Source organism: Glycomyces arizonensis DSM 44726, from assembly GCF_000482705.1.
Classification (GTDB): Bacteria; Actinomycetota; Actinomycetes; order Mycobacteriales; family Micromonosporaceae; genus Glycomyces; species Glycomyces arizonensis.
Window position 1 is genome coordinate 74,776 of record NZ_AXWO01000002.1, and the last position, 12,841, is coordinate 87,616.

General features: G+C 70.6%; 16 protein-coding genes. 8 read left to right on the forward strand and 8 right to left on the reverse strand.

Translation table 11 applies throughout. The features are described 5' to 3' along the window. Positions 1 to 131: 131 nt before the first annotated feature. The 3 genes from H613_RS0103045 to H613_RS0103055 are packed head-to-tail and all read left to right on the forward strand — an operon-like array spanning position 132 to position 1,992. Positions 132 to 1,142 carry an NYN domain-containing protein gene (locus H613_RS0103045; RefSeq protein WP_051392877.1) on the forward strand — a complete coding sequence of 337 codons (1,011 nt, stop codon included), beginning with the start codon at positions 132 to 134 and terminating at the stop codon, positions 1,140 to 1,142. An 8-nt stretch (positions 1,143 to 1,150) separates the two neighbouring features. Next, the gene (locus H613_RS24055; RefSeq protein WP_035735911.1) at positions 1,151 to 1,363 is read left to right on the forward strand and encodes an acyl-CoA carboxylase subunit epsilon; all 213 of its coding nucleotides are present in this window, start codon (positions 1,151 to 1,153) and stop codon (positions 1,361 to 1,363) included. After that, the gene (locus H613_RS0103055; RefSeq protein ID WP_245598446.1) at positions 1,360 to 1,992 is read left to right on the forward strand and encodes a Maf family protein; all 633 of its coding nucleotides are present in this window, start codon (positions 1,360 to 1,362) and stop codon (positions 1,990 to 1,992) included. The genes H613_RS24055 and H613_RS0103055 overlap by 4 nt, the downstream gene beginning before the upstream one ends. A gap of 91 nt (positions 1,993 to 2,083) precedes the next feature. Here the strand turns inward: H613_RS0103055 and H613_RS0103060 are convergent, their stop codons facing one another. After that, a complete protein-coding gene (locus tag H613_RS0103060; protein WP_026922644.1) occupies positions 2,084 to 2,626 on the reverse strand; it encodes a thioredoxin family protein in 543 nt (180 codons plus the stop codon). Between the two features lie 150 nt (positions 2,627 to 2,776). Here H613_RS0103060 and H613_RS0103065 point away from each other — a divergent pair, with 150 nt between their 5' ends. After that, positions 2,777 to 3,487 (forward strand): hypothetical protein, encoded by a 711-nt coding sequence (locus H613_RS0103065; RefSeq protein WP_026922645.1) that lies wholly within the window; start codon positions 2,777 to 2,779, stop codon positions 3,485 to 3,487. Between the two features lie 510 nt (positions 3,488 to 3,997). On the opposite strand, the gene H613_RS0103070 is transcribed toward H613_RS0103065, so the two are convergent. Further along, the gene (locus tag H613_RS0103070; protein WP_026922646.1) at positions 3,998 to 4,654 is read right to left on the reverse strand and encodes a MerR family transcriptional regulator; all 657 of its coding nucleotides are present in this window, start codon (positions 4,652 to 4,654) and stop codon (positions 3,998 to 4,000) included. A gap of 99 nt (positions 4,655 to 4,753) precedes the next feature. Between H613_RS0103070 and H613_RS24060 the strand changes: the two genes are divergently transcribed. From H613_RS24060 to H613_RS0103085, 3 genes are all read left to right on the forward strand, one after another. Beyond that, positions 4,754 to 5,464, forward strand: a complete 711-nt coding sequence (locus H613_RS24060; RefSeq protein ID WP_051392878.1) for a DUF2306 domain-containing protein — start codon at positions 4,754 to 4,756, stop codon at positions 5,462 to 5,464. 35 nt (positions 5,465 to 5,499) lie between these two features. Beyond that, complete coding sequence (locus H613_RS0103080) at positions 5,500 to 5,934, forward strand: GNAT family N-acetyltransferase (protein ID WP_026922647.1); 435 nt, start codon at positions 5,500 to 5,502, stop codon at positions 5,932 to 5,934. A gap of 174 nt (positions 5,935 to 6,108) precedes the next feature. Then, the gene (locus H613_RS0103085) at positions 6,109 to 8,148 is read left to right on the forward strand and encodes a UvrD-helicase domain-containing protein (protein ID WP_026922648.1); all 2,040 of its coding nucleotides are present in this window, start codon (positions 6,109 to 6,111) and stop codon (positions 8,146 to 8,148) included. Here H613_RS0103085 and H613_RS0103090 read toward each other — a convergent pair. Further along, positions 8,141 to 8,767: a hypothetical protein gene (locus H613_RS0103090; RefSeq protein ID WP_156925797.1), complete on the reverse strand. Its 627-nt coding sequence runs from the start codon at positions 8,765 to 8,767 to the stop codon at positions 8,141 to 8,143. The genes H613_RS0103085 and H613_RS0103090 overlap by 8 nt on opposite strands. Positions 8,768 to 8,786: 19 nt before the next feature. Continuing rightward, positions 8,787 to 9,032 (reverse strand): hypothetical protein, encoded by a 246-nt coding sequence (locus H613_RS0103095; protein WP_211234683.1) that lies wholly within the window; start codon positions 9,030 to 9,032, stop codon positions 8,787 to 8,789. 53 nt (positions 9,033 to 9,085) lie between these two features. Here H613_RS0103095 and H613_RS0103100 point away from each other — a divergent pair, with 53 nt between their 5' ends. Next, positions 9,086 to 9,985, forward strand: coding sequence for a hypothetical protein (locus H613_RS0103100; RefSeq protein WP_026922651.1), 900 nt, complete (start codon positions 9,086 to 9,088; stop codon positions 9,983 to 9,985). On the opposite strand, the gene H613_RS24065 is transcribed toward H613_RS0103100, so the two are convergent. The 4 genes from H613_RS24065 to egtD form a co-directional block, all read right to left on the reverse strand. Further along, the gene (locus H613_RS24065; protein WP_084546284.1) at positions 9,982 to 10,668 is read right to left on the reverse strand and encodes a lysoplasmalogenase; all 687 of its coding nucleotides are present in this window, start codon (positions 10,666 to 10,668) and stop codon (positions 9,982 to 9,984) included. The genes H613_RS0103100 and H613_RS24065 overlap by 4 nt on opposite strands. Positions 10,669 to 10,706: 38 nt before the next feature. After that, entirely contained in the window at positions 10,707 to 11,045 is a 339-nt protein-coding gene (locus H613_RS0103110; protein ID WP_026922652.1) for a hypothetical protein, read from the reverse strand. A gap of 88 nt (positions 11,046 to 11,133) precedes the next feature. Continuing rightward, on the reverse strand, positions 11,134 to 11,727 hold the full coding sequence (locus tag H613_RS0103115; protein WP_026922653.1) for a histidine phosphatase family protein: 594 nt from the start codon (positions 11,725 to 11,727) through the stop codon (positions 11,134 to 11,136). A 48-nt stretch (positions 11,728 to 11,775) separates the two neighbouring features. Continuing rightward, complete coding sequence (egtD, locus tag H613_RS0103120) at positions 11,776 to 12,792, reverse strand: L-histidine N(alpha)-methyltransferase (RefSeq protein WP_026922654.1); 1,017 nt, start codon at positions 12,790 to 12,792, stop codon at positions 11,776 to 11,778. Positions 12,793 to 12,841: the final 49 nt, after the last annotated feature.

Consider the following 12,841-nt stretch of genomic DNA (forward strand, 5'->3'; position numbering starts at 1 on the left):
GCGTCTCGCCGGTCCGTCGCGGCACGCGCGGCCGACCCCACCACTCCCATCCCAGAAGCCCGATCCGGGTACCGTCTTAGAGAGCCGGGGGAAGCGGGACATTTCGTCCCGCCCGAGATTGGGAGTGGGCCATGACACAGACTGTAGGGATGCTGCCTGGGCTGCTGACCAGGCGGTACGCCATGTTGATCGACGTCGGCTACCTCTACGCGGCGGCCGCCGAGCTCCTCTTGGACGCCACATCGCGCCGCGACTACCGCGTCGACGCCGAGAAGCTCATCGGCACCATCATGGAACGCGCCGGACGCCACCTCCCCGACGGCGAGCTGCTCCGCCTGTACTGGTTCGACGCCGCCCGCGACCGCGTCCCCACCGTCGACCAGCGCGTCATCGCCAACATGGAATTCGTCAAGGTGCGGCTCGGCAACCTCAACTCGCGGGGCCAGCAGAAGGGCGTCGACGCACAGATCCGCTCCGACCTCGAACTGCTCGCGCGCCACCGCGCCATCCACGACGCGATCCTCCTCGCCGGCGACGAGGACATGGTCCCCGCCGTCGAGGTCGCCCAGGCCTACGGCGTCCGGATCCACCTGTGGGGCGTGGAGCCGCCGTACGGCACCAACCAGGCCGAGCGGCTCGTCTGGGAGTCCGACACCGTCGAGACCATCGACGCCGAGGAGCTCAAGCCCTACTTCGCCAAGAGCGGCACCGCGGCCGCCGCGACCCGCGGCATGGTCGGCGCGCCCATGGCCGAGCCCGAGCCGGTCGTGCCCAGTCCGGCCGCCGTGTTCGGGCAGCGCCAGTCCGTCGCCGTCACCATGAACGCCGCCGACGCTCTGGCTCAGGCCGAGTCCGCCCGGCCCAAGTTCGTCCGCACCACCCAGACGGGTGAAAAGCTCGACCCCGAGACCGTCAGGTCCATCGGCGAGTACGTCGGCCACAAGTGGCTCCTCACCCGCGGCGCCGACAACATCGCCGACCTCCTGCCGGGCCCGCAGCTGCCCACCGTCATCGACAAGGAGCTGCTGGTGGAGGCCGAGAAGGAACTCGGCTACTCTCTACGCGACCACCCCGAAGCGCGGATCTGGGTCCGCGACGGCTTCTGGGAGAGGGTCCACCGCGAATTCGACATCGAGGAGTGAGCGCAGCGATGAGCCTTGAACTCAAGGTCCTGAACGGCAACCCCACCGCCGAGGAGCTCGCCGCCCTGGTCGGCGTGCTCACCGCGCTGCCGCGCGAGGAGGAGGCCACTGAGGGCGCCGCGCGCCGCCGCGTCTCCTGGGCCGACCCCGGCCTGCGGCTGCGGGTGCGCCGCTCCTGGCGCGACACCGCCGTCCCGGCCCGCCGGGGGCTGGACCGTTGAGCCGCCTGCCCGCCACCCCGGACTCGACCGAAGGCCGCACCCGCCCCTTCGTGCTGGCCTCGCAGTCGCCCGCGCGCAGGGCGCTGCTCGACGCGGCGGGCCTCACCCCCGAGGTGATCGTCTCCGGTGTCGACGAGAGCCGGGTGATCGGCCACGACCCGGCCGAGCTCGCCAGCACCCTCGCCGAACTCAAGGCCGAAGCCGTGCTCGGTCTCGTCAGCCCGCAAACGCTCGTCCTCGGCTGCGACTCGGTGCTGCACTTCGACGGCGAGATCCTCGGCAAGCCCGACGGGCCCGAGGAGGCCGCCTCGCGGTGGAAGCGGATGCGCGGCCGCTCCGGAATCCTCTATACCGGACATTGCCTGATCGACACGGCCGCCGACCGCAAGATCATCCGCGCCTCGGGCACCGTCGTGCACTTCGCGGAGGTCTCGGACGCCGAGATCGCCGCCTACGTCGCCACCGGCGAGCCGCTCCACGTCGCCGGATCGTTCACCCTCGACGGCTACGGCTCGGCGTTCATCGACCGCATCGAGGGCGACCCGGGCACCGTCATCGGCCTCTCGATGCCGTTGCTGCGCACCATGCTCGGCGAGCTCGAGATCGCCCTGACCGACCTGTGGCGCTGAGAGCCGCGCGAGCTCAGGCTCGCGCAGCCGTGGTGCATGTTATAGATTATAGGATATAAAGTATAGGTATAAGCCTGCGCGGGCGAGATTTCTACTCGCGCCACTTGATGCCGCAGCCCGTCGACGGGTAGTGCGGCTCGGGGACCGGCTCGCCCTTGCGGACCGACTCGACGGCGGCGGCCAGGTACTCGCCGGTCACCGGGGCGCCGTTGCCCGGCGTGGAACCGTCGAACGCGCCGCGGTAGGCGAGCTTGCGGTCGGGACCGTAGAGGAAGAAGTCGGGCGTGCACGCGGCCTTGTAGGCGCGGGCCACCTCCTGCGACTCGTCGACCAGGTACGGGAACGTCCAGGCGGCGCGCGCCGCCTGCTCGGCGAGGCCCGCGGGGGCGTCGTCGGGGTAGTTCTCGGCGTCGTTGGCGCAGATCGCGACCACGTCGAGATCGGCCTGCTCGGAGGCGAACGCGCCGAAGGCCTGCTCGATGTGCTTGACGTAGGGGCAGTGGTTGCAGACGAAGACGACCAGCAGGGCCGGGGCGTCGAAATCGGCGAGCGAGCGCTCGACGCCGTCGAGGTCCGGCAGGGCGAAGTCCGGCGCGGGGGTGCCGAGGGGGACCATGTTCGAGTTGAGGGCCAAGAGAATCGCTCCTAGATCGAGGCGGCCGTTGTCCGCGGCCAATCCTAGTCCGAACGCCGGGAGATCCCACTCGCTGAGCTGCCTGCGGCCGGACGCGCATCGGGCTGACAGAATCGGTGGTCCAGACCCACGAGCACACGGGAGGACCCCATGACGCGATCCTCATTCCCGCCCGCCGAGATCACCGTGACCGAGCGCGTGCGGACCGCCGACCTCGTCTGGTTCGCGATCACCGCCGCGCTCGTGGCGGCCACGCCGTGGATGCTGATGGACGCGAGCGGGGAGACGGTCGAATACCGGGACTCGCGGGGGATGTGGCAGGAGGGCCCGGCTGAGGTGGGGCTGCTGCTCCTCGTCGCCGCCGTGGTGCTGTCGGTGGGCTTGAAGGCCTTCAACCTGCTGCGCGGTCCGGTGGCGGTCGGTATGGACGGGAAGGGGATCAGACTGTTCGCCGACGCCGGGTGGGGGATGCACCTGCGGAAGGACGCGCCGGTGGTGGCCGTGCCGTGGGACGAGGTCGAACGGCTCGTCGTGTGGCGCCGCCCGGGGAAGCTGCTCGGTCTCATCCCGGTGCGGACGACGATGCTGGGCGTCGAGAAGTCGAGCAACTGGTACGAGGTGAGCCAGCGGGAGCCGAGCGAGCGCCAGCGCAGGAGCGAGGGCCACCGGAAGAACGGCGTGCCGGTGCGGTTGGGGCACATGATGCTGGCGCAGAGCGTGCGGCTGTCCGGAAGGGCCGCGGCGGACGTGGCGACCGGGGCGGCCCGGTTCGCGCCGGGCGTCGAGGTCGTCGACGAACGGCGCGCCGGTGCGCGCGAGGTGATCGCCCCGAAGGCGGAACGAAACGCCAAGACCTACTGAGTCCTCAAATCCTGGCGGATTTGAGCGGCGGCGCTTCGCGCCTTCGCTTCGCGAAGGGGCTCCAGGCCAGGTGCCGCACCTTCTTGATTACCTGGCCCTCCGCCCCGCCCCGCAAATCCTGGCGGATTTGAGCGGCGGGCGCTTCGCGCTGCTGCTGCGCAGCAGGCTCCGGGCCAGGGCCCTGCCGCCATGATTACCTGGCCCTCCGCCCCGCCCCGCAAATCCTGGCGGATTTGAGCGGCGGGGCTCCGGGCCAGGTAATCGGAGCCCCGCCGCGGGCCGCTCGTCTACCCCACTTCACCGAGCGGCCTCCTGTGATGGAGGCAGTGTCTCTTGTCGAGCAGCGACCTCGTTGTAGCCGAGCCATCACCGAGCGGCATGGAAATACCGTACAACGGCACAATCGGCTTGCGAAGTCAAAAACCCGACAGGTGCAGACATTGCCATTCGCGCATGCGGCCATCGCGCAGGGGGGGCGGCATGCGCTGCTCTGATTGCGTCCCTTGAGGATCAGTCGTCCGCCGTGTCATCGGGTGAGTTCTCGTGCGCCTTGAATCGCCTTCCCGACAGTTCGATGTGCGCGAGGCGCCGCATTGCCGCGAAGAAGGCGTCGCCGATCACCGTGCCGATGATCATCGACTCGAGCACCGCGTCCCGATCGGTCTGGGCGGCCAGCATCTCGATGTCGGTCTCGGCGACGATCCGCGCTGCCCCGGCGTAGTCGTCGGCGCGGTCGATCAGCGCCTCCAGGCCGAGCAGCCGCAGCGTCCCGATGACGTCCGCGAGCGCCTTCATCTGCGGGTGCTCGGCGCCCATCGCCGCCCAACCGTGCCGGTCGGCGATCGCCATGGCCGCCTCCAAGTCGGCAGGCTCGGGATCGGCGGCTTCGCGCGTCCTGCCCAGGGCGCGCGAGAGCACCCCGAGCGCGCTGTCGAGGTCGCGCCGGGGATCGTCCACTTCGGCCAGAATCTCGCGGACCTTCGCGATCGGCAGCGAGCCGGTCTCGACGAGCGCGCGCACCAGGCGCAGTCGCCGGACGTGCCCCTCGCCGTAGCTGACCTGGTTGTGGCGGATTCGCTCCCCGCCGGACAAGAGCCCTTCCCGCACGTAGTACTTGATCGTGGCCGTGGGAACGCCCGTTCTGGCGCTGAGCTCTCCGATTCGCATTGGTCTTTCTTACCCGACTCCAGTGGGGGCCGTCTTGACGCGGCCGTGACTTAATGATAGTTTCACTATCGATAGTATCACTCACATTAAGGGAACCCCATGGTCTCGCTCTCCGCACCGCCCGACCGCACGCCGACCCGGCGCCGCGGCCGCGTCGCCCTCGGCGTCGTCACCGCCCTCAGCATCGGCATCGTCCTCTACTCGCTGCCCGCCTACCTCGTCCCCGGCGACGTCAACCCGCGCGTCGACATCCGCGACGACGTCGCGATCCACCTGCCGTTCCTGATCGTCCACGCCACCACCGCCGGCCTCGCGCTCCTGCTCGGGCCGTTCCAGTTCTTCGCGGGCATCCGCCGCAATCACCCCAAGGTCCACCGGGTCATCGGCCGCACCTACCTCCTCGGCGGCATCCTCCCCGGCAGCCTCAGCGGCATCGTCGTGGCGGCGCTCACCACCTCCGGGCCGATCGCGATGGTCACCTTCATCACCCTCGACATCGTCTGGTTCTACTCCGCCTACCGCGCCTACAGGGCCGTCCGCGCACGCGACTTCGCCGAGCACGAGCGCTGGATGCTGCGCAACATGGCCTTCACCTTCGCCGCGGTCACCCTGCGCATCTACCTCGGCCTCTTCATCGGCGTCCAGATGCCGCTCCTGGAGACGGTCTACGACGGCGAGTTCGAGCGCCTCTTCGCCGTCGCCTACACCGCGTCGGCGGTCGGCTCCTTCGCCTTCAACTGGCTGTTCATCGAGATCTACCTGCGCCGCAAGCAGGTTCGCCAGACCGTGCCCGCGGGCGCCGCGCAGTAGAGTCGGACCGGTCCGGCGCGAGCGAAAGGACGAGCATGGACCAGCCCGAGCAGTACGTCATCTCCACCGACCCCGAACGCCTCGACCTCGAATGGGTGCACCGCGTCCTCTCGACCGACACCTACTGGGCCACCGGGCGCTCGCGGGAACGCAGCGACCGGGCGGTCGCGAACTCCCTCTGCTATGGCGTCTACCACCATTCCGGTCGGCAGGCGGGAATCGCGCGAGTGATCACCGACGCCGTCTCCTTCGCCTGGCTCTGCGACGTCTACATCGACCGCGACGCGCGCGGCGAAGGACTCGGAAAACGCCTGGTCGGCCACGTCATCGACGACCTCGACCGGATCGGGCTGCGGCGCGTCCTCCTCGCCACCCAAGGCGCCGAAGAACTCTACCGACGCTTCGGCTTCGCCGAGACCGACGGCGACGACTCCACGTGGATGGCCAAGCGCTGGCCCGACCGCACATAGGCCGCGATTCGCGGACGACCGGTACTCCGGCACGCTAAGCTGGTGCGTTCCCGAATTCGAGCGAGGAGCGCTGTGTCCCAGGAACCCGACTCGGTCGACGCCAAGCACCCACAGGACGTCGACACGTCCCACGCCGTCCCCACTCCCGACCCGTCCAACACCCCCGAGCAGGAGATCGCGATCGAGCAGGAGTTCGCCGATCGCGTCTACGACCGCGTCGACGTGCTCCGCGCCGACGCCGAAGGCCACCGCGAAGCGGGCTACGCCCACCGCGACACGACCGTGCCCGGCGCCCAGTACGAGCGCGACGTGTTCGTCTACCGCGCCGCCCGCCGCATCGCCGACCTCGACTCGCAGCACGAGGGGCTCGTGTTCGGGCGCCTGGACTTCGACGACGGGCGCGTGCGCCACGTCGGCCGTCTCGGCGTCCGCGACCAGGAGTACCGGACCCTCCTGGTGGACTGGCGCGCCCCCGCCGCCGCGCCGTTCTACCGCGCCACCGCCGTCGACCGCCAGGAGGTGGCCCGCCGCCGCGTCATCCGCTCCTTCGGACGCAGCGTGGAGGAGATCAGCGACGACCTGCTCAACGAGGACGCCGCCGACCGCCTCCCCGTCATCGGCGACGGCGCGCTCATGGCCGCCTTGGGGCGCAAGCGGACCGGGCGCATGAAGGACATCGTCGCCACCATCCAGACCGAGCAGGACGCCGCGATCCGCGCGCCCGGGCGCGGCGCCACCGTCATCACCGGCGGGCCCGGCACCGGCAAGACCGTCGTGGCCCTCCACCGCGCCGCGTTCCTGCTCTACCAGGACCGCGGTCTCTACGAGGCCGCGGGCATCCTCGTCGTCGGGCCGTCGGCGGTGTTCATGAAGTACATCGGCCGGGTGCTGCCGAGCCTCGGCGAGGAGACCGCGGCCCTGTACTCCCTCGGCGAGCTGTACGCGGGCGTCGAGGCCGTCAGGCAGGACCGGTCCGAGGTCGCCTCGGTCAAGGGCGGCACCGTCATGCTGCCGATCCTCCGGCGCCTGGTCCGTCAGACGCCGCCCGGCGCGCCCGCGGAGCTGCGCATCGTCTACCGCGGCGAGGTGTTCGGGCTCGACGCGGCCGAGCTGGGGGCCGCCCGCGCCCGCGTCTTCGAGAAGGAGCAGCGCCCGAACCTCGCCAAGACCGAGGCGGGCCGTGCCCTGCTCGTCGCCTTGTGGCGCAAGGTCAAACCGCTGATGCCCGACGCCGAACCGGCGAAGTTCTCCCGCGACCTCGGCTCCCGCGGCGAGTTCCTCACCTTCCTCGACCACTGGTGGCCCGACCTCGACCCCGCCCAGGTCCTCGGGTGGGCCGGTGACGAGCGCCGCCTCGCCTCGGCCGCCGAGGGCCACTTGAAGCGCTCGTCGATCGACGCCGTGGCCGCCTCGTTCCGGGCCTCGGACTTCTCGGTCCAGGACGTGGCGCTGCTCGACGAGCTGCGGCTCCTCCTCGGCGTCAAGCCCGAGCCGCGCGATCGGGACCGCATCCGCTCCTGGAGCGGCGTGCAGGAGGTCTCGACGACGCAGGACCGCTATTACGACCGGGCCGAGCGCCAGGCCCGCGACGCCTTCTACGAGGACTACGCCCACGTCATCGTCGACGAGGCCCAGGACCTCTCGCCGATGCAGTGGCGGATGCTCGGCCGCAGGGGCCGCACCGCCGGTTGGACGATCGTCGGCGACGAGGCCCAGTCGAGCTGGCCGCGGCCGAAGGAGAGCGCCGACGCCAGGCGCCGGTCCGTGCCGCGGGGGCGGCTCCACGAGTTCCATCTGACGAAGAACTACCGCAACTCCAAAGAGGTCTTCGACTACGCGGCCGAGTGGGCGAAGCCGCGGCTGAAGAACATCGACCTGCCCGAGGCGGTCCGCGAGACCGGCGTGGACGTCGAGGAGCGCTCGGTCGCCGCCGACGCGCTCCTGCCCGGCGTGGCCGGGGCGGTCGTCGAGGCGCTCGAAGCGGTCGAGGGCACGGTGGGGATCATCGCGCCGTACGCCCGCCACGGCGAGCTGTCCGCGGTCGTCCACGACGACCGCGTGATGCTCGTCGGTCCGCTCGAATCAAAAGGCCTGGAATGGGACGCGGTCATCGCCGCCGACCTCGACGGCATAGCGGCCGAGCACGGTCCGGGCGTCGCCTACGTGGTCCTGACGAGAGCCACTCAGCGCCTCACCAGGATCGACGTCACCTGACCTCGTTCGCTTCGGGCGTGGTGCGATGCCGCGCCCGAAGCCGCTCGTCCAGCCATTTCAATACGAGCAGGCCGAGCACCAGCGCGGCGGCCTGGAGCCAGACGAGGTTCGGCTTCCCGGTGTCCTCCAGTGACCGCCACTGCGGCTCGCCGCCGATGAATTGCAGTGCGCGCACCCAACCCGAGGGGGAGTAACGGGCCACGCGGTCCCCGGGCTCGACGACGCCTGCGCTGGTGATGACGTCCGGGAAATCGAAGCTGTACAGCGGTGCTTCCGATTCGTAAACCGTCAGCTCGCACAAGCGGACCAGGCCCAAACCGACTATCGGGCGCCCGCATTGGCGGACTTCGACCACTTCCAGGACCGGGGTGGTCCGCTCGCCCATCGGCGCACCGAATGCGATCTGCGCTGTATAAGCGCAGGAGATGAACATGCCGCACAGAAGGAAACCGCCGATGCCGAGCAGCCATCGTGTGCGTACCGGTCGGGGGTCCGGAGCCGTGCGGGTCTCCTGAGCGTCGGGGTCGCGGTTCAGGAAGGCGCGCAGCACTATCCAGACCACGCCGATGACAAGCAGGGTGAACACCGCTATTGCGGCGATGTTGATCAGTATTGTCAAGGGGTCCGCCTGCGAATGGTCACTCGGCGGGGGTCGGTTCGGTGGGCTTGCGGCGGTCGGTCTTGCGGAGCCAGCGGATGAACAGGACCGCGGCGACGATGCCGGGGCCCATGTGGACGGCCAGGACGCCGATGAGGCTGGGGCCGCCCCAGTCGGTCTCGTACGTCGAGGGGTCCGTGAAGTCGATCATGAACGGCTCCATCAAGGCCCGCACGACGAAGAAGCCGCCCACCACGAAGGTGAGAATCCACAGCACGCGTTTCATACACTGGGAGCTTATCGGCTTTGCGGCCGCAAGGCCAGGATGGAGGCCCGGCGATGGCGCGCAACGATCCACTGGACGAGACGACGATGGCCGAATACCTCGCGATGACGCGGGCCGAGGGCGTCACCGATGAGCGGGCCCTCGAGATGGCCGAGGGGATGAGCAGTCGGGAGCTGCGGTTCGTCATGGAGGCGCAGCGCCTCGCCTCGTCGGCGCCGGGGCCCGACGACCTGCAGCGGCTGGTCCAGGTCCGGTCCGATCCCCGGCTGCTGGCCGCGGCGCTGCCCCGCGCGCGGACGCCCGCCGGACTCGACGTGGGCCGGGCGTTGCTGCTCCTGTTCTGCGTCGGCTGCCTCGCGGCCGCGCTGGTGATGTCGCTCGTGCTGGCCGGGCCGCTGGTCGGAGCGGTGGTCGACGTCGGCGCCGTGGCCGTCTACCTGGCCGTCAGGCCGCTGGTGAAGCGCCTGGGAGTGCTCACCGCCGGTTCGTTCACCATCGACGCCGCCGGCGTCGTCAGGACGATCGCGGGCGTCGGCTGGGCCCGGCGCCGGGCGCGGCGGGACGGCAACGAGCCGAGTCAGGCGAGCAACTTCGGCGTCGCGGTGGTGTTCCTGCTGCTCGTGCTGTTCCTGCCGGTCACCGTGGCGGTCCTGGCCGATCTGCCGGAGATCATGCTCGGGTGGATGGTCATGGCCATGCTCGCGCTGAACGAGATGACCCTGCTGCTGCTGCGTACCCGCCGCGACGCGATCGACCGCGCCGCCGAGGCCCTCGATCCCGAGTTCGGGCTCGCGCTGGCGGCCGACTACCTGCAGCGCGGCGGCGATCCCCGACGGCTCGCCGAGGGCATCGGCATCCGCGACCTCGCCCCTCCGGACGAGGAGCGGTTCGCCTCGGTGATGGGGGATGCGTTCCTGCGCCGCAACATCGCCCTGCTGACCCGGGAGGACTAGCGCCGCGCCGCGAACGCCGGGCTCCTCAGGCAACCGAGGACGATGAGCAGCTGCGCCGCCCCGTAGGTCGCCATGACCGCCTGGTCGCGCAGCGGGAAGTCGAGCCCGGCCACGCCGACACCGAGCATCAGGTCCGAGACGACGAACAGCGCGCCGCCCACCGCCGCCCGGCGGCCCAGACCCGACGCCGCCGCGCCCATCGCCACCAGCAGCAGGCTGTAGACCGCGATCGGCGCCGCCAGCGCGTCGAGGCGCGGCCACAGGATGAGGTTCGCGCCGATCCAGAAGACCAGGTAGGCCGCGGGCACCGGCCACCGGCGCCGCAGGCGTTCCAGCGCCCCGGCCCGGACGAAGACCGCCATGTAGTCGAGCTGCATCAGGCCGAACAGCGCCATGCCGGTCAGGAACGCGGCAGTGCCGTCGACGAGCAGGGCGATGTCGGCCGCCCACGCCAGCACCAGACCGGCGCCGAGCATGCGGGCCGATCGCCCCGGCGGCGCCGACACCGCCAGGAGGCCGATGAGCAGGAGCATGAGCGCGGGCTTGGTGACCCAGCGGGCGCCGTCGGCGCCGAGCGTGACCGCCGCCAGATCGGCGACGAGCGCGAGGGCGAAACCGGCCGTCCAGGCGCGGGCGGGGAACCGCGACGCCATAGACCGGAGCGAGGTGAGGAGTGGGCTCATGGCCGCCGAAGCGTACCAGAGCCGGGGTTCGTGCTCCCTCAGCTCAGGTGCAGGCCGTTGACGGTGTCGGCCTGGACGACGTTCTTGACGTCGCCGTGGAACTCGTTGTGGAACTTGGCGACCCGGATCGGCTGGCCGACCGCGTCGCTGAGGTTCCGGCGGAAGTCCTCGTCGCTCGCGCAGGCGTGCTGGATCGCCTCGGCGAGGTCCTCGACCGCGATCTCGCCGCGCTCGGCCCGCTCCAGCTCGGCCGTGCCCGCGAACCGCCGGCGCACCAGCTCCGCGGCCTTCCTGACGGCCACCGCGCCGCCTTTCACCACAGCCTCACTCGCCTTGCCGGCCGCCGCCGCGGCGACCGATATCAGGATCGCTTCCATTGGTGCCCCTCCGAACTCCCGCCGCTCTCCAGCGTAGTCGTACGACATCATGAGCGTGGTTCACGAGAGCCGCTTTCGCTAGCCGCCTTCACTCCGGGTGGGCGAAGGCGGCGGTCAGGTTCCAACGGGCGATCGCGCGGCGGCCGTGCTCGAAGCCGAGCGCCGCGATCGAGGCAGTGTCGATGGTGAAGTCGCGCCCGTCCAGGGCCGGGCGGCCCAGCCAGCGCGCCGCGGCCACGCGGAGGCTGTGGCCGTGGGCGATGAACGCGACGTCGCCTTCGTCGAGGAGCGCCGCGGCTTCATCGATGGCCCTGTCGAGCCGGGCCTCGACCGCCGCGGCCGATTCGCCGCCCTCGCCGACGCCGCCCTTCGTCCAGATCGTCCAGTCGGGGTCGATCTCGTGGACCTGTTCGATCGTCAGTCCCTCGTAGTCGCCGTACGCCCACTCGGCCAGCTCGTCCTTGACGGCGGTGACGGGCAGTCCGGCGAGTTCGGCGGTCCTCACGGCCCGTTTGCGGGGGCTCGTCCACACGGCCGCGAAGTTCCAGCCCTTCAGCAGCGGAGCGAGTGCTTCGGCTTGGGCCACACCGGTGTCGGTGAGGTCGAGGTCGGTGACCGAGGTGTGTTGGCCGGTGGCCGACCAGGTCGTCTCGCCGTGGCGGATCAGCACGATTTCTCCCATGCCGAACACCCTAAGGGGTCTTCTGCATCGCGTCGCGGGCTTCCGCGCTCAGGCGACCCGCGCCAGGAAGACGCCGAAGCGGCCGCCCGGGTCGCTCCAGCGGTGCTCTGGCCGGAAACCGGCCGCCCGCAACTGGTCCTCCAGCTCCTCGGCGTGGAACTTCACCGAGACGCCGGTGTGGACCTCCTCGCCCGCGGCGAAGGCGATGCTCAGACCGAGCGCGGGCAGGTCCACCTCCATCGGCTTCAGCGCCCGCAGCCGCATCTCGATCGTCGTGGCGTCCTCGTCCCACAGCGCGAGGTGCTCGAAGTTCTCCGGCTCGAAGTCGCCGCCGAGGCGGTGGTTGAGGACGTGCAGCACGTTGCGGTCGAACTCGGCGGTGACCCCCGCGGCGTCGTTGTACGCGGCCAGGAGGACCTCGGGGTCCTTCACCAGGTCGGCGCCCACCATGAACCAGTCGCCCGGGCGCAGCGCGTCCCGCAGATCCCGCAGGAACTGGCCGCGCTCCATGCTCCTGAAGTTCCCGAACGTGCCGCCCAGGAACGCCACCAGCCTGGTGTGGTGGTCGTCGGGGAGGTGCTGGAGGTGCACGGTGAAGTCGCCGATGATGCCGCCGAGCCGGATGTCGGGGTAGGCCCGCCCCAGCTCGGCGATCACCTCGCGCACCGAACCGGCGTCGACATCGAACGGCCAGAACGACTCCAGGAGGCCGTCGCGGTTCAGCGCGTCCAGCACCACCCGGATCTTCTCGGCGGCTCCCGCGCCGAGCTCGACCACCGAGACCGGTGCGCCCATCGGGCTCTCGAAGCCGCCGGTGCCGGACTCGGTGGCCAGCACCTCGGCGATCTCGTCGGCGTGCGAGGCGAGGATCTGCCGCTCGCACCGGGTCAGGTAGTACTCCGGCTGGCGTGTCAGCTCGCCGAACAGGGCCGCCCCGCGGCCGTCGTAGTGCAGCCGCATCGGCAGGTGCTTCGGGTCGGACGTCAGGCCCAACCGTGCGTCGAAGCGCAGTGCCGCATCCAATTCGGACTCGTGAAGGCACACGCGCAGTTCTGGTTCGGACACGCTTCGAGTTTATGCCCCTCGGCGGGGTTTTGACGTTGCGCGCGGCGTG